Origin of the sequence: Pseudomonas sp. 22526, assembly GCF_052044735.1 — a bacterium.
Lineage (GTDB): Bacteria > Pseudomonadota > Gammaproteobacteria > Pseudomonadales > Pseudomonadaceae > Aquipseudomonas > Aquipseudomonas piscium.
This window is the reverse complement of sequence record NZ_JBQENK010000012.1, coordinates 102196-121679: the sequence shown is the minus strand read 5'-3', so window position 1 is coordinate 121679 and position 19484 is coordinate 102196. Positions and strand designations below refer to the sequence as shown.

Below are 19484 nucleotides of genomic sequence, written 5' to 3'. Positions count from 1 at the left end.
AGGAACCTGCTCTCGTGAAATCCGTCCTTGCACTCCTGTCCCTGCTGGCGCTGCCGGTCATGGCCGCCGAGCCGACCCTCTACGGGCGCTACGAATACATTCAACTGCCGGAAATCGGCGAAACCCTCAAGGCCAAGATGGATACCGGCGCCCTGACCGCCTCGCTGTCGGCCAAGGACATCCAGACCTTCACCCGCGATGGCGAGGAGTGGGTGCGCTTCCGCCTGGCGACCAAGGACGCCGACGGCAAGGTCTACGAACACAAGGTGGCGCGGATCAGCAAGATCAAGAACCGCGCCGATGAAGACGAAGACAAGGAAGAGGCCCAGGTGGCCAAGCGTCCGGTGGTCGACCTGGAAATGTGCCTGGGCAACGTCAAGCGCACCGTCGAGGTCAACCTGACCGACCGCAGCAGCTTCAATTACCCGCTGCTGATCGGCGCCAAGGCCCTGCGCGAGTTCGGCGCGGCGGTGAACCCGGCCCGGCGTTATACCGCGGACAAACCCGACTGCTGATTGACGGCGCATGAGGCATCCGGCACCGTTCTGGCACCTACTTCCCGTGCTTGGATGCCATGCCTCATATCCTGATTGTCGAAGACGAAGCGGCGATTGCCGATACGCTGATTTTTGCCCTGCAGGGTGAAGGTTTCAGCACCACCTGGCTGAGTCTCGGGCAGGCGGCGCTGGACTATCAGCGCAGCACACCGGCGGACCTGCTGATTCTCGACATCGGCCTGCCGGACATCAGTGGCTTCGAAACCTGCAAGCAGCTGCGGCGCTTCAGCGAGGTGCCGGTGATGTTCCTCAGTGCCCGGGACGGTGAAATCGACCGGGTGGTGGGCCTGGAAATCGGCGCCGACGATTATGTGGTCAAGCCCTTCAGCCCGCGCGAGGTCGCCGCCAGGGTCAAGGCCATCCTCAAGCGCATGGCGCCGCGGGTGTCGGTCGAGGCGCCGGCTTCGCCGTTCCAGGTCGATACCGACAAGTTCCAGATCAGCTACCGCGGCCAGCCCTTGAGCCTGACCCGCCATGAATTCCGCTTGCTGCATTGCCTGCTGGAACAACCCGAGCGGGTGTTCAGTCGCGAGCAGTTGCTCGACGCACTGGGGGTGGCGGCGGATGCCGGCTACGAGCGCAGCATCGACAGCCATATCAAGAGCCTGCGGGCCAAGCTGCGCCTGGTGGCGGCCGACGCCGAGCCGATCCAGACCCATCGCGGCCTGGGCTACAGCTACAGCCCGGGGCACAGCTGATGCCGTTGGGAATTCGGATTTTCCTGGTCTACGTGCTGTTCGTCGGCCTGACCGGCTATTTCGTGCTCAGCACGGTGATGGAGGAAATCCGCCCGGGCGTGCGCCAGTCCACCGAGGAGACCCTGGTGGACACCGCCAACCTGCTGGCGGAAATCCTCCGTGACGACTTCAAGGCCGGCACCCTCAGCGAGAACCGCTGGCCGGAACTGCTCAAGGCCTATGGCGAGCGGCAGCCGGCGGCGACTATCTGGGGCCTGCCGAAGAACCAGGTCAACCACCGCATCTATGTCACCGACGCCGAGGGCAAGGTGGTGCTGGACTCCAGCGGCCTGGCGGTCGGCCAGGATTATTCGCGCTGGAACGATGTGTACCTGACATTGCGCGGCCAATACGGTGCGCGCTCCTCGCGCAGCGTGGCCGACGACCCCAACTCCTCGGTGATGCATGTCGGCGCGCCGATTCGCGACAACGGCCGGATCATTGGCGTGGTCACGGTGGCCAAGCCCAACAGTTCCTTGCAGCCCTACGTCGACCGTACCGAGCGCCGCCTGCTGTGGTACGGCGCCGGCCTGATCGGCCTCGGCCTGTTGTTCGGCGCCTTGCTGTCCTGGTGGCTGAGCGTCGCCCTGCGCCGCCTGACCGGTTATGCCCAGGCGGTCAGCGAAGGGCGCCGCGCCGAGCTGCCGCACTACCGTGGCGGCGAGCTGGAGCAACTGGCCACGGCGGTGGAGCACATGCGCACCCAGCTGGAGGGCAAGGCCTATGTCGAGCGCTATGTGCACACCCTGACCCACGAGCTGAAAAGCCCGCTGGCGGCGATTCGCGGGGCGGCGGAGCTGTTGCAGAGCGATATGCCCGGCGAGCAGCGCGCACGTTTCGTCAGCAACATCGACAGCGAAAGCGCGCGCATGCAGCACCTGATCGAGCGCTTGCTGAACCTGGCGCAGGTCGAGCAGCGCCATGGCCTGGAAGAGCGGGAGGCGGTGCCGCTGGCGGAGCTGGCGAACCAGGTGCTGGACAGCCAGAAGGCGCGGATCGAGGGCAAGGGCCTGCAGGTCGAACAGCGTATCGAGCCGGGGCTGAAGCTGTCGGGCGAGGCGTTCCTGTTGCGTCAGGCCCTGGGCAATCTGCTGGAAAACGCCCTGGATTTCACCCCCGCCGGTGGCGTGCTGCGCTTGAGCGCCAGCAGAGCGGGCGAGCAGTTGCGGTTCAGCCTGTTCAACCAGGCCGAGCCCATCCCGGACTATGCCCTGGCGCGCCTGACCGAACGTTTCTACTCCCTGCCACGGCCCGACAGCGGGCGCAAAAGCACCGGTTTGGGGCTGAACTTCGTCGAAGAGGTGGTGCAGCTGCATGGCGGCCAGATGCAGATCGGCAATGTGGAAGGCGGCGTCGAAGTCAGTCTGGTGTTTCCTGTCTGATTCACCGGGTGCGCCGGTTGCGGGTGCTACGCCCCCGATCGCAGCCTTCGGCAGCGGCTACAGGATGCTTACAGTCCATGTAGCCGCTGCCGAGCCCGCGAGGCTGCGCTCGGTCGCGTAGCGACCGTAGACCCTGAATCCGCGATTTACCTGGGAAAATGCGCCGGCCGCTTCTGCAAAGGCAATCTCCACACAGTCTCCACACAGCCCCCATAAAACCCCCACATGGGCTGCCCAGACTCTCCCTCATTCGAACAGGGAGATAACCCATGAACCGCAATCTGACCATAAAGCTTGGGGCGATCGCCCTTTTGATCCTGGGGCTGCTGGTGCCGCTGTTGATGATCGACGGGCTGATCCAGGAGCGCCAGGAACTGCGCGACGGTGTGCTGACCGATATCGCCCGCAGCTCCAGCTACAGCCAGCAACTGAGCGGCCCGCTGCTGGTGGTGCCCTATCGCAAGGTGGTGCGCACCTGGAAAACCAACGAGAAGACCAACAAACGTTACCAGGAACAGGGTGAGGAGCGCGGGCAGCTGTATTTCCTGCCGGAGCACTTCGAACTCGATGGCCAGGTACGCACCGAATTGCGCGCCCGGGGGATCTACCAGGCCCGGCTGTTCCATGCCAACAACCGCATCAGCGGGCAGTTTGCGCTGCCCGAGCAATTGGGGATCAAGGAAGACTTCGTCGACTATAAGTTCGAGCAGCCGTTTCTCGCCGTGGGCATCAGCGACATTCGCGGCATCGAACAGGCGCTGGCCCTCGATCTGAACGGGCAGAGCCTGCCTTTCGCGCCCGGCACCCGGATTGACTGGCTGGGGGAGGGGGTACACGTCAACCTGCCGCTGCTGGACGGCAAGCGCAGCACCGACCTGGACTTCGCCTTCGACCTGCAATTGCAAGGCACCGGCCAGTTGCAGGTGCTGCCGGTGGGCAAGACCAGCAAGGTGCGCCTGCGTGCCGACTGGCCTCATCCGAGCTTTATCGGCAACTACTTGCCGGCGCAGCGGGAGATTTCCGACCTGGGTTTCGCCGCCAACTGGCAGACCTCGTTCTTCTCCACCAACCTGGAAAGCGCCTTGATCAATTGCCTGGCCAGCGGGCAGTGCGACGAGTTCAAGAACCGCTCTTTCGGCGTGAGCTTCATCGACCCGGTGGACCAGTACCTCAAGAGCGACCGGGCGATCAAATACGCGCTGCTGTTCATCGCCCTGACCTTTGCCGGCTTCTTCCTCTTCGAGGTGCTCAAGAGCCTGGCGGTGCACCCGGTGCAGTACGCCCTGGTGGGTGTGGCCCTGGCGTTCTTCTATCTGTTGCTGCTGTCGCTCTCGGAACACATCGGCTTCGCCCTGGCCTACCTGCTGTCGGCCGGTGCCTGCGTGACGCTGATCGGTTTCTACGTCTGCCATGTGTTGCGCAGCCTGGGCCACGGCCTGAGTTTCGCCGCCAGCCTGGCCGCCCTGTATGGCCTGTTGTACGGCTTGCTCAGCGCCGAGGATTACGCGTTGCTGATGGGCTCGCTGCTGCTGTTCGGCCTGCTGGGTGTGTTCATGGTGCTGACCCGCAAGCTCGACTGGTACGGCGTAGGCCAGGCCAAACCGGCCCAGCCGCTGACGTTCGAGGCGGAGGTGGGCCATGAGTAGGTCGTTGGGTTTGCGTGAGGACCAGCAGGCAGCGGAAGCCCTGCTGGCGTGGATTGTCGGGTTGCTGCCTGAAGCACCCTGGGGCGGTCATCGCGAGCAAGCTCGCTCCTACAGGTTTCGCGGTGCCCCATNCGATAGGGCCGGCCCGGCCACCAGCGTACTTCAGGTGATGACCGCGCCCGGGGCCTTCAAACCGGCGATTGGGTCGCCAGCATCGAAGGGCGTTGACTGACCTCGGCGTACCAGGCCGCCAGCCGGGGCTGGGCATCGCGCCACCGCAGGTCGGGGTGGCGGAAGTCGAGGTAGCCCAGGGCGCAGGCGACGCTGATGGAGGCGACGTCGAAGTGGCTGGCCAGTTCGGCGATCGCATCGGCCTCGAGCACGGCCAGGGCGCGGCGGATCTTGTCGCGCTGGCCGTCGAGCCACTGCTCCCAGTGTTTCTCGGGCGCGCGCAGGGCCAGTTCGTAACGGATCAGCACCGAGGCATCCATGATCCCGTCGGCCAGGGCCGCCAGGGTCAGGCGCCGCCAGCGGGCCGAGCCCTCGCGGGGGATCAGCGGGTTGCCGACATGTTGCTGGTCGAGGTAATCGAGGATCACCCGGCTGTCGTACAACACGTTGCCATCGGCCAGGCGCAGGGCGGGAATCTTGCCCAGCGGGTTGTCCTGGTTGAGGGCGGTGTCCGGATTCACCGGGGTCAACTGGCTGGCTTGCAGGGCCACGCGGTCCAGCTGGCCGGTCTCGTGCAGCAGCACCATGACTTTGCGCACGTAAGGTGATGCCGGGTTGTGGAACAGCGTCATGCTGGGGGTGGACATGAATATTCCTCGCGGGTGGAAGTGGAGCACAGGCTCGCAACCGGGGGATCTTAGCGCAGCCTCTGGCCCCGGCCACAGAGGCGGCATGCAGGACAGACAAGGAGTGATGAATGCGCAGGTCCTATCTTCGACACGGCTTGTACAGCCTGGCCCTGACCCTGCTGGGCGCGCTGGCGGTGTACCTGGCCTTGCAGTACGAGTTTCGCCGCCACGGCGAGGGTGAGCCGGAGCTGATCATGGCGTTCGCCTACATGGCCTGGTACTGGGCGCTGCCGGCGCTGGCCTTGCCGGCCCTGGGCTGTGCCCTGCTGAGCCTGCGGGGCCCCGGCCCGCTGACTCGGCCCTGGCGCTGGAGCCTGGCGGCAAGCTATGTACCGCTGCTGGGGCTGGCGCTGTTCTGCGTCCTGGTCGCCGCCGAGGCGCAGCAGGAAAACCGCGTATTCATCCCAGTGCTGCCGATCGGCCTGGGGCTGTCGCTGTACCTGTGGCGCGGCTTCCCCGCCGCCGGGGTCAGGCCGGAGGCGGGCGGTTGAACAAACCCCGCAGGGCGATCAGCGCCGGAGCGCCCAGGCCGAGCCAGCTCAGGGCGTCCCAGATGCCGTCGCCGAGCAGCGCGGAGAACAGCCCCGCGGCACAGAGCACGGCGATGAACAGTGGCGCGCCGAAGACCTTCCAGAAGTTCGATTGCCGCGGCCTCATGGCGCCACCCCGGCGGGTTCGCCCAAGGCCGGCCTGGCCGCGCGGCGCCGGACTATCCACAGGTACAGGCCGCTGCCCAGGACGATGATGGTCAGCACATCCAGGGTCGCCCAGAGGATCTTCATCGGCATGCCGCCGTAGTCGCCGAAGTGCAGCGGTTGCGACATGCCCATGGCGTCCATGTACCAGGGACGTTCGGCTACCGCCGTGACCTCCAGGGTGCTGGCGTCGATCAGCACCGGGGTCAGCAGGTGCGAGGTCAGGTGGGTGCTGCCCTTCATGAACACCGCGTAGTGATGCTCACTGGAAAAGCGTGTGCCGGGGAAGGCGATGAAGTCCGGCTGCATGCCCGGCGCCACCTCCTTGGCGATCTCCAGCAGGCGGCTGGCCGGGGCCAGTTGGGTCAGCGGCGGCGCATCGCGGTACGGCTCGATCATCGTGCTGAGGCTGTCGTTGCGCCAGGCGGCGATCAACAGGTCGGCGCAGGCGCTGATCACCCCGGTGACGCCGACCACCAGGGCCCAGGTCAGGGTCACCACGCCGATCAGGTTATGCAGGTCCAGCCAGCGCAGGCGGGTGGATTTGTCCTGGCGCACCGTGGCGAATCTCAGCCGGCGCATGAACGGCAGGTACAGCACCACGCCGGAGACGATCGCCAGCACGAACAGCAGCCCCATGAACGCCAGCAGCAGCTTGCCCGGCAGGTCGGCGAACATATCCACGTGCAGGCGCAGGATGAACATCATCAGCCCACCGTTGGCCGAGGGCGTTTCCACGGCTTCGCCGGTGCGGGCGTCGAGCATGAAGGTGTGGGACGAGTTGGGCTCGGTGCCGGCGGTCCTGGCCATGATGGTGAGCACGCCGTTGGGGTCTTCCTCGTCCCAGCCGAAGTACTGCATGACCTCGCCCGGGCGATGAGCCTCGGCGGCGCGCACCAGCTGCTGCAGGTCCAGCTGCGGGGTGTCGGCGGGCATTTCCCGCAGCTGCGGCGCGTCGCCCAGCAGGTGGTCGATCTCGTGGTGAAAGATCAGCGGCAGGCCGGTCAGGGCCAGCATCAGCAGGAACACCGTGCAGATCAGGCTGGTCCAGGTGTGGATAAAGGACCAGCGGCGGATGGTTTTGCTTTTCATTTCTTAGCCTTCAGACACAGCAAAGCCGTCCATGCAGGACGGCCCGGTGGTTAACTCAGCCGATTACCACTGGTAGGTGGCACTGGCGACCACGCTGCGCTGATCGCCGAAATAGCAGTAGGAACCATCGCAGGTGGACAGGTAGTCCTTGTCGAACAGGTTGGTGGCGTTGAGTTTCAGCGACGCGCCTTTGAGACTGCTGTCCAGGCGGCCGAGGTCGTAATGCACGGCAGCATCGAACACCGTGTAGGCATTGGCCTTGCCCAGCCAGGTATTGGCCTGGTCGCCATAGGTATTGCCGGTGTAGCGGGCTCCGGCGCCAATGCCGAAGCCGTCGAGCACGCCGCTGTGCCAGGTGTAGTCGGTCCACAGCGAGGCTTGCTGGTTGGGCATCAGTTGCAGGCGGTTGCCTTTATAGATGCCTTTTTGCACCTCGGACTTGGCCAGGGTATAGGCGGCGATGACCTTGAGGTTGTCGGTCACGTCGGACACCGCTTCCAGTTCCAGGCCTTTGACCTTCACTTCGCCGGTCTGGTTGGTCACCGATTCGCCACCGGCACCGATGCTGGTCACCAGCACGTTTTTCTGGGTTAGGTCGTAGACCGCCGCACTCAGCAGGGTGTTGGAACCAGGCGGCTGGTACTTGATGCCCAGCTCCCACTGCTTGCCCTCGGTGGGTTTATACGACTCGGTGGGGGAGACGCTGGCGTTGCTGGCAGGCTGGAAGGATTCGGCGTAGGACAGGTACGGCACCAGGCCCGAGTCGAACACATAGCTCAGCGCCGCGTTGCCACTGAAGTTCTTGCTGCGGTCGGTGTTGGTCACGTCGTTCTTGTTGAAGTAAGTGGTGCCTTGGTGCACCCAGTCTTCACGACCGCCCAGGGTCAGGCGCCATTGGTCCAGGGCCATCTGGTCCTGCACGTAGAGGCCGGTCTGCACGGTTTTCTGGTTGTAGTCGTAGTAAGCGCTGGAGCGCGCCGGGCGCACGATCGGTTTGCCATAGACCGGGTTGAAGATGTTGGTGGTCCCGCCGTCACCGTAAATCGACAGATAGGAAGTGTCGGTGCGCTGGTGATCCAGGCCGAGCAGCAGGGTGTGGGTGATGTCGCCGGTGGCGAAGTCGGCCTGGAAGTTGTTGTCGACCGCGAACTGGCTGATGTCCTCGTCCACGTTGGTCGAGGTGCGGCTGATATTGCCTGCTGCATCGGCCGGGGAGTAGGCGTAGGAACCCACGGTCAGTTGCTGGAAGGACAGCTCCGATTTGGTGTAGCGCAGGTTCTGGCGGAACTGCCAGATATCGTTGAAGCGGTGCTCGAAGGCGTAGCCCAGGGCGTAGTAGGTGCGGTCGTAGAACTCGTAGTCCGGGTCGCCCAGGTTCTTGTGATGGGAGACGTCGCCTAGTGGCGATTTGATCTTGGTGCCCTGGATCGGCATGAACTGGCTGGTCGCGCCGGTATCGTCGCGGGTGAACTGCGAGAGCAGGGTCAGCTTGGTATCGGTGTCGATGTTCCAGGTCAGGCTGGGGGCAATGTTGTAGCGCTTGTTGTCGATGTGGTCGACCTGGGTACCGGCATCCCGCACCACGCCGCTGAGGCCGTAGAGGAACTGGCCTTCATCGTCGATCTTGCCGGTGCTGGCGAAGTTGATCTGGCGGTAGTTGTCGCTGCCGTACTGCAGCTGAATGGCATTGCTCGATTCAGCGCTGGGGCGCCGGCTGACCATGTCCAGCAGGCCGCCCGGCGGGGTCTGGCCGTAGACCGACGAGGCCGGGCCGCGCAGCAGGGCAAGGCGGTCGAGGTTCCAGGTTTCCGCTTTCGGGTTGGCATACACACCGCGGGGCAGAGGCAGGCCGTCGAGGAACTGGGTGGGCTCGAAGCCGCGCACGCGCATCCAGTCATAGCGGGTGTCGCTGCCGTAGCTGGCGGACACAATACCGGGCATGTAACGCACGGCATCATCCAGATTCTGCACGTTGCGGTCTTCCATCTGCTGGCGGGTGGCGACGGAAATCGAACGCGGCGCTTCAACCAGCGAGGTGTCGGTCTTGGTGCCGGCGGCGGTGCGCGTGGCGAGGTAACCGTCCACCGGCCCCCAGGCACTCTCATAAGCCTGCTGGCCGGTAATGCTGGTTTCCGGCAGGGCCACCACACCCTGGGGAATCGCCACCAGGCTGTAGGTGCCGGCGCTGCTTTGTTCCAGTTGCAGGCCGGTGCCGCGCAGGGCTTCGCGCAGGGCGCCGGCGGCATCGAACTGGCCCTTGACCGGGGCCGAGGTCTTGCCGGCGGCCAGGCTCGGGTTGAGGCTCAGGGCCAGGCCGGCCTGGCTGGCGATCTGGTTCAGGATGCTGGCCAGGGGCGCGGCCGGCAGGTTGTAGGCGCGCACGCCGGACGCCTGTTCGGCGGCGATCAGCGGGGTGCTGGCCAGCGGGGCGCAGAGGGCAATGGCCACGGCCAACAGGCTGGGGCGCAACAGGGTGTCTAGCGTGCGGGACATACGGCGGCTCCTGGATGGAAACATTTCTCAATTGCCTATGTGCCGGACGAGATTCAAAAAGTGATAGGGCGGATTGAAAATAATTTCGATTTACGAAAGTGAGGGGGATATTTCAGGTTGGGGCAGGCGGCGTCAGTAGGCGTTTTCGCGAGCAAGCTCGCTCCTACAGGNCACCCTGTAGGAGCGAGCTTGCTCGCGATAAAAACCGCACCGACACCACCGGGCTATGGTTTGTCTCTGCCCTCGGCCCGTGCCACCAGGGTGACCCACCAGGGCGTGTGCCGCTCGATGGCCACGGGCAGGGTGGGCAGCAGCGCGCTCAGGGCCAGGTCGGTGTCGTGCAGCGGGAAGCTGCCGGTGATGCGCAGGTCGGCCACCTCGTCGGCCACTCCCAGATGGCCACGGCGGTAGCGCCCCAGTTCGCTGACCAGATCCGCCAGGCGCGCGTTCTCCACCACCAGCATGCCGCGGGTCCAGGCGTCGGCACCGGGGCTCAGGGCCAGCAGCGGGCCGAGGCCGTCGCGGCGTATCAGCACCTGCTGGCCCTCCTTGAGGATCTGCTCGTCCTGGCCGGACTCCGGCCGCGCGGCCACGGCCGATTGCAGCACGCTCAGGCGGGTGCCCTGTTCCTCGCGCTTGACCAGGAAGCGCGTGCCCAGCGCGCGCATATGGCCTTCGCGGGTCTCGACGATAAAGGGCCGGGCGTCGTTGTGGCCGGTCTCGATCAGGATCTCGCCTTCCTGCAACACAATGCGCCGCTGTTTTTCGTCGAAACGCACATCCACGGCACTGTGGGTATTGAGGTTGATCAGCGTGCCGTCGGCCAGGCGCAGGGTGCGTTGTTCGCCAGTGGCGGTGCGCTGGTCGGCGAGCCAGTAATCCAGCTGGCCGTAACGTTCGCCGGCGAACAGGGCCAGGCCCAGCAGCAGGGCGACGCTGGCCAGCCCGCTGCCGAGCTTGCGCACGCGGCGGCGAAGGCTGTCCCGCGATTGCAGCAGGGCGCTGCGGGCCGGGCCGCTGGCGACACTGAAACGCTGGTCGAGCATGCCCAGTTGGCGCCAGGCGCGGGCGTGTTCTTCATCGGCGGCGTGCCATTTGGCGAATTCTTCGCGCGCCATCGGGTTGCCCTCGCCGGAGTCCAGCGACAGCTGCCAGGCAATTGCTGCGTCCAGTACCCGGGCGGACACCGGTTTGGCGTTGAGCGGGCTCATACCGGCTCACCGTACAGGGCGATGTAGCACTGGCGAATGCCCTGGGCCAGGTACTGCCTGACCCGTGGCACGGACACGCCGAGGCGTTCGGCGATTTCCGCGTGGCCGAGGCCGTCGAGGCGGTTATAGAGGAAGGCGGCGCGGGCCTTGCTCGACAGCTTGCCCAGCAGGCGGTCGATGGCCTTGAGGTCTTCGAGGATCAACTGCTGTTCTTCCGGGGAGGGTTGTTCTTCCTCCGGGACCAGCATCAGCTCGGTGAGGTAGGCCTGTTCCAGCGCGGCGCGGCGGAAGTAGTCGAACAGCAGGCCCTTGGCGATGGCCACCAGGAACGCCCGCGGTTCGCGCGGGGCTTTCAGTTCGTCGCGGCCCAGCAGGCGGACGAAGGTGTCCTGGCTCAGGTCCTCGGCCCGTTGCGGGCAGGCCACGTTGCGTCGCAGCCAGGCCAGCAGCCAGCCGCGATGGTCGCGATACAACGCGCCAACGAGGTCACTGTGGGGGCTTTGGGCTGACGACACCTGGGTATCCCAATCGAGAAGTTGAAACTAACGAGAATTATTCGCGATTGTGGCAGGGCGCAAAGAGCCGCGCAATGGGCGCTGGTCGGCTGGGTGTAGCCAATGTTTGCGGGGGAATGCGGGAAGCCCGGCCTGTAGCCGCTGCCGCAGGCTGCGATCGAGCGCGTAGCGGTCGCAGATCGGCAACGCGGTCGGTCAGGCAAATCGCGTTATGCGGATTACGACTGCTGCGCAGCCGATCGCAGGCTGCGCCAGCGGCTACAAGGGGTTGGTTTTCCGGGTCAGAAGGAGTGGGTTTGTTGCCGGCGCTTCCATTGGCTGAGCCGCTGTTGCAGGTTCAGCGGGCTGTGGATCTGCTGCTGGCGGGCGCGGCTGAACAGGATCAGCGCCAGTTCGGCGGTGGCCAGGGCGTCGGCGGCGGCATGGTGGCGTTCGCCGGCCTGCAGCTTGAAGTAACCCATCCAGTCATCCAGCCCGGCTTCGCGGATATGCGCCTGGGGGCAGAGCAGCGGGGCCATCTCGGCGACGTCAAGGAAGGGATGCTGCAGGCGATAACCCAGGCTGTCCTTCAGGGCCCGGCCGAGCATGTGCTGGTCGAACGGCGCATGGAAGGCCAGCAGCGGGCTGTCGCCGACGAACTCCATGAAATCCAGCAAGGCCTCCACCGGATCGCTGCCGGCGGCGATCGCACTCGGGCCGAGACCGTGAATCAGCACGCTGGGGCTGAGCTTGTGGTCGGTACGCTGCAAGGTGCGTTCGAACTGCTGGCTGAAGTCGACGGCGCCGTCTTCGATCACCACCGCGCCAATGGACAGCACCTGGTCGCGGTTGAGGTTGAGCCCGGTGGTTTCCAGGTCCAGCACCACCCAACGCTGTTCGCGCAGGCTGCATTCGCCCAACGGTTGGGCGACGCGCAGGCGTTCGCGGCGTTGTTGCTGTTCGGTGTTGAGTGCCGTGTTGGCCGGGCGTAACCAGGCGAACAGGCTCATAGCTGGTACCTCAGCGCCAGGCTGCTTTGCAGGCGTTGGGCCTGGCGCAGCGACTCGCGCAGGATCCGTCGGTCCAGGTGGTTGAGGCTGTCCGGGTCGACGCGGTTGGAGTAGGGCAGGTTCTGCCGGGTCTGCAATTGGTGCTGTTGCATGCGGGTCTGCTGGATGAAGTGATAGGCCTCTTCATACGCGGCGCCGTCGAGGGTTTCGATGACTTCCTTGGCCACCAGCTGGCGCAGGCGCTCCAGGGTGTTGTTGGCGTCGATGCCGTTGGCCAGGGCCAGCAGGCGCGCACCGTCGACGAAGGGGGTGAGGCCCTGGACCTTGAGGTCGAGGGTGGCTTTTTCGCCGTTCTTCCTGGCCAGGACGAATTCGCGGAAACGCCCTACCGGCGGGCGCTGACGCAGCGCGTTCTCGGCCATCATGCGCTGGAACAGGCGGTTGTCGCCGACCTGGTCGAGGATGCCGCGGCGCAGTTGCGCACAGCCTTGCTCGTCGCCCCAGACCACCCGCAGGTCGAAATAGATGCTCGAACCCAGCAGGTTCTCCGGCGTGGCCTCGCGGATGAAGGCGGCGAAGCGCCGTGCCCATTCGGCGCGGGACAGGCACAGCTCGGGGTTGCCGGCCATGATGTTGCCCTTGCACAGGGTGAAGCCGCACAGCGCCAGGCTCTGGTTGATCTGCTGCGCCAGGGGCAGCAGCTTGCCGCGGATCTGTGCCGCATGGGCCGCGTCGCGCGCTTCGAACAGGATGCCGTTGTCCTGGTCGGTGTGCAGGGTCTGCTCGCGCCGGCCTTCGCTGCCGAAACACAGCCAGCTGAACGGCACGCCCGGGTCGCCCTTGTCGGCCAGGGTCAGTTCGATGACCCGGCACACGGTGTGATCGTTGAGCAGGGTGATGATGTGGGTGATCTGGGTCGAGGACGCCCCATGGGCCAGCATGCGCTCCACCAGCTGGCCGATCTCGCCGCGGATCGCCACCAGGTTGTCGATGCGTGGCGCGTTGCGGATGGTCCGCGCCAGGTGCACCAGGTCGACCCGCTGCAGGGAAAACAGATCGCGCTCGGACACCACGCCGCACAGGCGCTGCTCCTTTACCAGGCAGACGTGGGCGATGTGCCGCTCGGTCATGGCGATGGCGGCGTCGAATGCGCTGTGGTCCGGCGACAGGGCGAACGGCGCCTGGGTCATGTGCCGTTCGATGCCCTGGTTGAAGTCGCTGGTGCCGTCGGCCACCACCTGGCGCAGGTCGCGCAGGGTGAAGATGCCGAGCGGTGCCTTGTGTTCATCCACCACCACTATGCTGCCGACCTGCTGCTCATGCATCAGGCTCACGGCTTCGCGCAGCGGGGTGGACGGGCAGCAGGTCACCGGATGGCGCATCGCCAGTTCGCCCAGCCGGGTGTTGAGGGAGTACTGGGTGCCGAGGGTTTCCACGGCCTTTTGCTGGACCTGCTGGTTGACCTGGTCCAGCAGGCTGCTGACGCCGCGCAGGGCGAAATCGCGAAACACCGCGCAGAGGGCGAACAGCTTGATGAAGGCCGGCTTGTTCAGTTGCAGGCAGAAGGTGTCCTCGGCCGCCAGGTGTTCGGTGCGGGTGGCGCGCTCGCCCAGCAGCGCGGCGAGGGGGAAACACTCGCCGGCGGTGATTTCGAAGGTGGTTTCGGTACCGCCCTTGAGCGCGTGCTGGCGCTCGCCGACCACCCGGCCCTGCTTGACGATATAGAAGTGTTCGACCGGTCCGTCGGCGGGTTTGATGATGCTCTCGCCGGGGCCGTAGAAACGCAGTTGGCATTGCTCGACCAGGTACGCCAGGTGAGCGTTTTCCATCTGATTGAAGGGGGGGAACCGCTGGAGAAACTGCATCGTGCCGTGGATGTTCTGCAACACCGCGGTTTTCCCTGCCTGGGTGAAGGCATCCGCTTTACTCATAACCATTACCGCAGTCTTTTTGGATTTGTTGTGGTCGGGTCTTGGGCCATGGTCGGTCCCACGCTGCCAGGTGCCCATTGGACGTAAGTCTAGGTAGCGGGTTTGCACCTGTTAATTCGCTTCAAGCAGGTGTCAAAACCGTGAAAAAAGTACTTATCCGACCTCTTGGAAAAAAATCCGACGAAGTGCACATTGGAGGCCTGCTTAGCGATGTCTGACCACTGTGCTAGGGGATCGATTTGAATATGTAGAGAAAGCCATGTCCGACCACGATATTTTGAGTGATGCCGAGCGCGAGGCGCTGAACGCCGTGATGCTCGAGCCCGATCTGCCGCCGCAGCGCGTGTTGATCGCCGATGATGACAAGGATGCCCGTGAGTTGCTGTCGGAGATTCTCGGACTCGATGGTATTCGCTGCATGACCGCAGCCAGTGGCAAGGCAGCGCTTGAACTGTTGAACTCGAACAAATCGATCGGACTGCTGATCACCGATCTGCGCATGGCCCCCTGCAACGGCCTGGACCTGATCCGCCGGGTGCGCGAATCGGAGCGGGCGGCGCTGCCGATCATTATCATTTCCGGGGATGCCGATGTGCGTGACGCCATCGCGGCCATGCACCTGAGCGTGGTGGATTTCCTGCTCAAGCCGATCGACACCGGCAAGCTGCTGGCGCTGGTCAAGCATGAGCTGGGGGTGGTGCTGTAGTGGTGTGGCGTTGTCGATGACGCCATCGCGAGCAAGCTCGCTCCTNCGATAGGATTCCCCGGCAGAAACAAAAAAAGCCCCGATCTCGCAATCGGGGCTTTTTCATTTACCGCAGTTTTTTACAGGCCGTTGCGGGCCTTGAACTCGCGACGACGACGGTGCAGCACTGGCTCGGTGTAGCCGTTCGGCTGCTTGGTGCCTTCGATCACCAGTTCGACTGCCGCCTGGAAGGCAATGTTGCTGTCGAAGTTCGGTGCCAGCGGACGGTACAGGGTGTCGCCGGCGTTCTGCCGGTCCACCACGGGCGCCATGCGCTTGAGGCTTTCCATGACCTGGGCTTCGGTAACGACGCCATGGCGCAGCCAGTTGGCGATGTGCTGGCTGGAAATGCGCAGGGTGGCGCGGTCTTCCATCAGGCCGACATCGTTGATGTCCGGCACCTTGGAACAGCCGACACCCTGGTCGATCCAGCGCACCACGTAACCGAGAATGCCCTGGGCGTTGTTGTCCAGTTCGTTCTTGATCTCTTCAGCCGACCAGTTGGTGTTGCTGGCCAATGGGATGGTCAGGATGTCATCCACCGAGGCGCGGGCACGCTTGGCCAGCTCGGCCTGGCGGGCGAACACATCGACCTTGTGGTAGTGCAGGGCGTGCAGGGCCGCGGCGGTAGGCGAGGGTACCCAGGCGGTGTTGGCGCCGGCCAGCGGGTGGGCGATTTTCTGTTCGAGCATGGCGGCCATCAGGTCCGGCATGGCCCACATGCCTTTGCCGATCTGCGCGCGGCCTTGCAGGCCGGTGGAGAGGCCGATATCGACGTTCCAGTTCTCGTAGGCGCCGATCCACTTGGCGGCCTTCATTTCGGCCTTGCGCACCACGGCGCCGGCTTCCATGGAGGTGTGGATTTCGTCGCCGGTACGGTCGAGGAAGCCGGTGTTGATGAACACCACGCGCTCGCTGGCGGCCTTGATGCAGGCCTTGAGGTTGACCGTGGTGCGGCGTTCCTCGTCCATGATCCCGACTTTCAGGGTGTTGCGCGGCAGTTCCAGCACCTCTTCGATGCGCCCGAACAGCTCGTTGGTGAACGCGGCTTCTTCCGGACCGTGCATCTTCGGTTTCACGATGTACACCGAGCCGGTGCGGCTGTTGGTGCGCGAGGTGTTGCCGTTGAGGTTGTGGATCGCCGCCAGGCTGGTGACCAGACCGTCGAGGATGCCTTCCGGCACTTCGTTGCCTTGACTGTCGAGGATCGCGTCGATGGTCATCAGGTGGCCGACGTTGCGCACGAACAGCAGCGAACGACCGTGCAGCTTCACGCTGCCGCCGTTGGGCGCGGTGTATTCGCGGTCGGCGTTCATGGTGCGGGTGAAGGTCTGGCCGCCCTTGGCCACTTCTTCGGCCAGGTCGCCCTTCATCAGGCCGAGCCAGTTGCGGTAGATCACCACCTTGTCATCGGCGTCGACGGCGGCGACCGAGTCTTCGCAGTCCATGATGGTGGTCAGGGCCGCTTCCATCAGCACATCTTTGACACCGGCGGCGTCGGTCTGGCCGACCGGGCTGCTGGCGTCGATCTGGATCTCGAAATGCAGGCCGTTGTGTTTCAGCAGGACCGCGGTCGGGGCCGCGGCATCGCCGTGGTAGCCGATCAGCTGGGCGTCGTCGCGCAGGCCGCTGTTGCTGCCGCCCTTGAGGGCGACCACCAGTTTGCCGTCGACGATCTTGTAGCCGGTGGAGTCGACATGAGAGCCGGCGGCCAGTGGCGCGGCTTCGTCGAGGAAGGCGCGGGCGAAGGCGATGACCTTGTCGCCGCGCACCTTGTTGTAGCCTTTGCCTTTTTCCGCGCCGTCGGCTTCGCTGATGGCGTCGGTGCCATAGAGCGCGTCGTACAGCGAGCCCCAGCGGGCGTTGGAGGCGTTGAGGGCGAAACGGGCATTCATCACCGGGACCACCAGCTGCGGGCCGGCCGTGCGGGCGATCTCGTCATCGACGTTTTGCGTCGTGGCCTGGAAGTCCGCCGCTTCTGGCAGCAGATAACCGATGTCTTGCAGGAAGGCTTTGTAGGCCACGGCGTCGTGGGCCTGGCCGGCGCGGGATTGGTGCCAGGCATCGATACGCGCCTGGAAATCGTCGCGTTTGGCGAGTAGGGCTTTGTTCTTCGGCGCCAGGTCGTGGATGACCTTGTCGGCGCCGGCCCAGAACTTGTCGGCGGTGAGGCCGGTACCGGGAATGGCTTCGTTGTTCACGAAGTCGAACAGGACTTTGGCGACCTGCAGGCCACCGACTTGAACGTGTTCAGTCATTGCTTGCCTCACTCTGCTCAGCTATTTCGCTTTTCAGCTCTTCAAATTAACAATGAAGCCTCTGGCCATTTAAACCACAAACCCCTCTACCAGTACATGCCATCGCTGGCGGCTGGGATGGTTCCAATCAACGGCTTGAAGCCTTGCTGACAGGGCTTTCAGGGTTGCGACTGCGCCTTGGCAGACATCGATCCAACGTTATGTAGTGCGCGCTGCGGCATACTACATGATGAATTGCGGTTGTGAAAATTAGACTAAATACGTCGTTCTGCGACTCAAGTTCGCTGAACGGTCACGCTGGGGAACAGGATGTTCTCAAGAAACTATTGAATTGTTCCATATAAATCTAAGAAGTTGTACACGATTTATGATCCGGGCATTAACTCCCCCTGTTTCCAGCCTTCCGCGCTCCCTGTAGGAGCGAGCTTGCTCGCGATAGGCCTGCCCAGGCACAGCCAGGATCAGAGACAGAAACAGCAGGGCCTTTCGCAAGCTATCGAGCTTCGGCCCAGTCGTTCCTGCCGTAAGAAAAGCAGCAGGATGAGCCTTGCCTATACTTGAGCTTCTACAGCAAAAGTCCTGACAGAGGGTTGCGCCATGGACCACCTCGTACTCACCGTATTCGCCCCGGACAAACCCGGACAGGTCGAGCGCATCGCCCAATGCATCGCCGCGCACGGCGGTAACTGGCTGGAGAGCCGCATGTCGCGTATGGCAGGCCAGTTCGCCGGCATCCTGCGGGTCGGCGTGCCGGCGGAAGCCTACGACGAGCTGGTGGACGCCCTGCAAGGCTTGGCGGCCCAGGGCATTCGGGTGCTGATCGCCGAAAGCGGTATCGAACAATCCTGCACCTGGAAGCCGATCGCCATGGAACTGGTGGGCAACGACCGGCCGGGCATCGTGCGCGACATCACCCGCCTGTTGAGCGAGCAGGGGGTGAACCTGGAGCGGCTGGTAACCGAAGTGCGCCCGGCGCCGATGAGCAGCGAGCCGCTGTTCCACGCCGAAGCGATCCTGGCGGTGCCGCTGACCTTGTCCCTCGATGTCCTGCAGTCGCGCCTGGAAACCCTGGCGGATGATTTGATGGTGGAGCTGGTGCTGCGCAGCGAGGTGTGAACCTGAAAGGGTGGGTTATCCAGTTTTAGCGTGCATGCGCCTGTGGATAACCTGTAGAGACCCGCCGCCAGCCCAGGCCGACCAAGGCTTTGCGGAATCTGATCAAAAAACCAGCAGTTTCAAGGGCTTGTGCACAAACGGCGGGGATCAGGCTGTGGATAACCTTGGGAAGGATAGATGCAGGCCACGCCAACCGTGGCCTGCAGAGGTTTGTACGTTTATTGATCAGCTGCGTTTGCGCAGGCTCAACCAGGCATCCACGCTGTACACCGCCAGGCCGGCCCAGATAAACATGAAGGCTACCAATGTGCTCGACGACAGGTGCTCGCCGAACAGCAGTACCGCCTGCAGCAGCACCAGGGTTGGCGCCAGGTACTGCAAGAAGCCCAGGGTGGTGTAGGGCAGGTGCCGGGCAGCGGCGTTGAAGCACACCAGCGGTACCAGGGTGACGGGGCCGGCCGCCACCAGCCACCAGGCCTCGGAACTGGTCCAGAAGGCCGCCTGGGCACTGGTGGCGGTGGGGTTGAACAAGAGCCAGGCGAGGGCGATCGGCACCAGCATCCAGGTTTCCACCACCAGCCCCGGCAGCGCCTTGACTGGCGCCTGTTTGCGGATCAGCCCGTAGAAACCGAAGGTCAGCGCCAGCACCAGCGAGACCCAGGGCAGGCTGCCGACCTGCCACACCTGCTGCGCCACGCCGACCGCCGCCAGGCCCACTGCCAGCCACTGCATGCGTCGCAGCCGCTCACCGAGGATCAGCATGCCCAGCAGCACGTTCACCAGCGGGTTGATGTAGTAGCCCAGGCTGGCTTCGAGCATGCGTCCGTTGTTCACCGACCAGACATAGGTCAGCCAGTTGGCCGCGATCAGGGTGCCGCTCAGGGCCAGGATCGCCAGGCGCCGGGGGTTGTCCCGCAGCTCGCGCCACCAGCCGGGATGCTTCCAGACCATCAGCAGCAGCGCGCCGAACAGCGCGGACCAGAGCACCCGGTGGATGATGATTTCCACGGCGGGCACGTTGGCGATGGCTTTGAAGTAGAGCGGGAACAGGCCCCAGATGATGTAGGCACTCAGGCCCAGGATGTACCCGCGACGGGGGTTGGCGGCTTGCATGCAAAATCCTTGCTTAGGCAGCTAACTAAAGGCAGTGATTGTAAGGAGGTTTATCAGGCTGTGTCTTTGTCGGTGTAATCCCGGTGACCCAATTCGGGTTCTGTAGGAGCGAGGCTTGCCCGCGATCAAGACACCGCGGTGCAT

17 protein-coding genes are annotated in these 19484 nt (G+C 64.3%); 7 read left to right on the top strand and 10 right to left on the bottom strand.

Going from position 1 to position 19484, the window contains the following annotated elements; all coding sequences use genetic code 11:
* The first annotated feature begins 14 nt into the window (after positions 1 to 14).
* From rloA2 to creD, 4 genes are all read left to right on the top strand, one after another.
* Complete coding sequence (gene rloA2, locus ACTJKT_RS19425; RefSeq protein WP_053281196.1) at positions 15 to 515, top strand: retropepsin-like aspartic peptidase RloA2; 501 nt, start codon at positions 15 to 17, stop codon at positions 513 to 515.
* A 59-nt stretch (positions 516 to 574) separates the two neighbouring features.
* Entirely contained in the window at positions 575 to 1255 is a 681-nt protein-coding gene (gene creB, locus ACTJKT_RS19420) for a two-component system response regulator CreB (RefSeq protein WP_440788207.1), read from the top strand.
* The gene (creC, locus tag ACTJKT_RS19415) at positions 1255 to 2676 is read left to right on the top strand and encodes a two-component system sensor histidine kinase CreC (protein WP_440788206.1); all 1422 of its coding nucleotides are present in this window, start codon (positions 1255 to 1257) and stop codon (positions 2674 to 2676) included. Before creB ends, creC begins: the two co-directional genes overlap by 1 nt.
* 269 nt (positions 2677 to 2945) lie before the next feature.
* A complete protein-coding gene (creD, locus tag ACTJKT_RS19410; protein ID WP_440788205.1) occupies positions 2946 to 4322 on the top strand; it encodes a cell envelope integrity protein CreD in 1377 nt (458 codons plus the stop codon).
* 188 nt (positions 4323 to 4510) lie between these two features.
* Here creD and ACTJKT_RS19405 read toward each other — a convergent pair whose 3' ends face one another.
* On the bottom strand, positions 4511 to 5140 hold the full coding sequence (locus ACTJKT_RS19405) for a glutathione S-transferase (RefSeq protein WP_440788204.1): 630 nt from the start codon (positions 5138 to 5140) through the stop codon (positions 4511 to 4513).
* Between the two features lie 110 nt (positions 5141 to 5250).
* Here ACTJKT_RS19405 and ACTJKT_RS19400 point away from each other — a divergent pair, with 110 nt between their 5' ends.
* Positions 5251 to 5673: a hypothetical protein gene (locus ACTJKT_RS19400; RefSeq protein ID WP_440788203.1), complete on the top strand. Its 423-nt coding sequence runs from the start codon at positions 5251 to 5253 to the stop codon at positions 5671 to 5673.
* Here ACTJKT_RS19400 and ACTJKT_RS19395 read toward each other — a convergent pair.
* The 7 genes from ACTJKT_RS19395 to ACTJKT_RS19365 all read right to left on the bottom strand — a co-directional run bounded on the left by ACTJKT_RS19395 (position 5651) and on the right by ACTJKT_RS19365 (position 14114).
* The gene (locus ACTJKT_RS19395) at positions 5651 to 5839 is read right to left on the bottom strand and encodes a hypothetical protein (RefSeq protein ID WP_009045929.1); all 189 of its coding nucleotides are present in this window, start codon (positions 5837 to 5839) and stop codon (positions 5651 to 5653) included. The two genes, ACTJKT_RS19400 and ACTJKT_RS19395, sit on opposite strands and share 23 nt — an antisense overlap.
* Positions 5836 to 6969 (bottom strand): PepSY-associated TM helix domain-containing protein, encoded by a 1134-nt coding sequence (locus tag ACTJKT_RS19390; protein ID WP_440788202.1) that lies wholly within the window; start codon positions 6967 to 6969, stop codon positions 5836 to 5838. Before ACTJKT_RS19390 ends, ACTJKT_RS19395 begins: the two co-directional genes overlap by 4 nt.
* Before the next feature lie 63 nt (positions 6970 to 7032).
* Positions 7033 to 9462 carry a TonB-dependent siderophore receptor gene (locus tag ACTJKT_RS19385; protein WP_440788201.1) on the bottom strand — a complete coding sequence of 810 codons (2430 nt, stop codon included), beginning with the start codon at positions 9460 to 9462 and terminating at the stop codon, positions 7033 to 7035.
* Between the two features lie 224 nt (positions 9463 to 9686).
* On the bottom strand, positions 9687 to 10673 hold the full coding sequence (locus tag ACTJKT_RS19380; protein WP_440788200.1) for a FecR domain-containing protein: 987 nt from the start codon (positions 10671 to 10673) through the stop codon (positions 9687 to 9689).
* Complete coding sequence (locus tag ACTJKT_RS19375) at positions 10670 to 11188, bottom strand: RNA polymerase sigma factor (protein ID WP_025807304.1); 519 nt, start codon at positions 11186 to 11188, stop codon at positions 10670 to 10672. The genes ACTJKT_RS19380 and ACTJKT_RS19375 overlap by 4 nt, the downstream gene beginning before the upstream one ends.
* A 281-nt stretch (positions 11189 to 11469) precedes the next feature.
* On the bottom strand, positions 11470 to 12177 hold the full coding sequence (locus tag ACTJKT_RS19370; protein WP_440788199.1) for a 3'-5' exonuclease: 708 nt from the start codon (positions 12175 to 12177) through the stop codon (positions 11470 to 11472).
* A complete protein-coding gene (locus tag ACTJKT_RS19365; RefSeq protein WP_440788198.1) occupies positions 12174 to 14114 on the bottom strand; it encodes a putative nucleotidyltransferase substrate binding domain-containing protein in 1941 nt (646 codons plus the stop codon). Before ACTJKT_RS19365 ends, ACTJKT_RS19370 begins: the two co-directional genes overlap by 4 nt.
* 253 nt (positions 14115 to 14367) lie before the next feature.
* On the opposite strand from ACTJKT_RS19365, the gene ACTJKT_RS19360 reads away from it, so the two are divergent.
* Positions 14368 to 14814, top strand: coding sequence for a response regulator (locus ACTJKT_RS19360; protein ID WP_440788197.1), 447 nt, complete (start codon positions 14368 to 14370; stop codon positions 14812 to 14814).
* Positions 14815 to 14933: 119 nt separating this feature from the next.
* Here the strand turns inward: ACTJKT_RS19360 and ACTJKT_RS19355 are convergent, their stop codons facing one another.
* Positions 14934 to 17111 carry a malate synthase G gene (locus ACTJKT_RS19355; RefSeq protein ID WP_440788196.1) on the bottom strand — a complete coding sequence of 726 codons (2178 nt, stop codon included), beginning with the start codon at positions 17109 to 17111 and terminating at the stop codon, positions 14934 to 14936.
* A gap of 597 nt (positions 17112 to 17708) precedes the next feature.
* Here ACTJKT_RS19355 and ACTJKT_RS19350 point away from each other — a divergent pair.
* Positions 17709 to 18227 carry a glycine cleavage system protein R gene (locus ACTJKT_RS19350; RefSeq protein ID WP_007926052.1) on the top strand — a complete coding sequence of 173 codons (519 nt, stop codon included), beginning with the start codon at positions 17709 to 17711 and terminating at the stop codon, positions 18225 to 18227.
* A 225-nt stretch (positions 18228 to 18452) separates the two neighbouring features.
* On the opposite strand, the gene rarD is transcribed toward ACTJKT_RS19350, so the two are convergent.
* Positions 18453 to 19340 (bottom strand): EamA family transporter RarD, encoded by an 888-nt coding sequence (gene rarD, locus ACTJKT_RS19345; protein WP_097306685.1) that lies wholly within the window; start codon positions 19338 to 19340, stop codon positions 18453 to 18455.
* Between the last annotated feature and the right edge of the window lie 144 nt (positions 19341 to 19484).

Coding starts and splice junctions, on each gene's coding strand:
- creC (WP_440788206.1), top strand. CDS start 1,255: ATGCCGTTGGGAATTCGGATTTTCCTGGTCTACGTGCTGTTCGTCGGC.
- ACTJKT_RS19365 (WP_440788198.1), bottom strand. CDS start 14,114: ATGGTTATGAGTAAAGCGGATGCCTTCACCCAGGCAGGGAAAACCGCG.
- ACTJKT_RS19360 (WP_440788197.1), top strand. CDS start 14,368: ATGTCCGACCACGATATTTTGAGTGATGCCGAGCGCGAGGCGCTGAAC.
- ACTJKT_RS19400 (WP_440788203.1), top strand. CDS start 5,251: ATGCGCAGGTCCTATCTTCGACACGGCTTGTACAGCCTGGCCCTGACC.
- ACTJKT_RS19385 (WP_440788201.1), bottom strand. CDS start 9,462: ATGTCCCGCACGCTAGACACCCTGTTGCGCCCCAGCCTGTTGGCCGTG.
- creB (WP_440788207.1), top strand. CDS start 575: ATGCCTCATATCCTGATTGTCGAAGACGAAGCGGCGATTGCCGATACG.
- ACTJKT_RS19350 (WP_007926052.1), top strand. CDS start 17,709: ATGGACCACCTCGTACTCACCGTATTCGCCCCGGACAAACCCGGACAG.
- ACTJKT_RS19390 (WP_440788202.1), bottom strand. CDS start 6,969: ATGAAAAGCAAAACCATCCGCCGCTGGTCCTTTATCCACACCTGGACC.
- ACTJKT_RS19380 (WP_440788200.1), bottom strand. CDS start 10,673: ATGAGCCCGCTCAACGCCAAACCGGTGTCCGCCCGGGTACTGGACGCA.
- ACTJKT_RS19405 (WP_440788204.1), bottom strand. CDS start 5,140: ATGTCCACCCCCAGCATGACGCTGTTCCACAACCCGGCATCACCTTAC.
- ACTJKT_RS19370 (WP_440788199.1), bottom strand. CDS start 12,177: ATGAGCCTGTTCGCCTGGTTACGCCCGGCCAACACGGCACTCAACACC.
- ACTJKT_RS19355 (WP_440788196.1), bottom strand. CDS start 17,111: ATGACTGAACACGTTCAAGTCGGTGGCCTGCAGGTCGCCAAAGTCCTG.
- ACTJKT_RS19395 (WP_009045929.1), bottom strand. CDS start 5,839: ATGAGGCCGCGGCAATCGAACTTCTGGAAGGTCTTCGGCGCGCCACTG.
- rarD (WP_097306685.1), bottom strand. CDS start 19,340: ATGCAAGCCGCCAACCCCCGTCGCGGGTACATCCTGGGCCTGAGTGCC.
- creD (WP_440788205.1), top strand. CDS start 2,946: ATGAACCGCAATCTGACCATAAAGCTTGGGGCGATCGCCCTTTTGATC.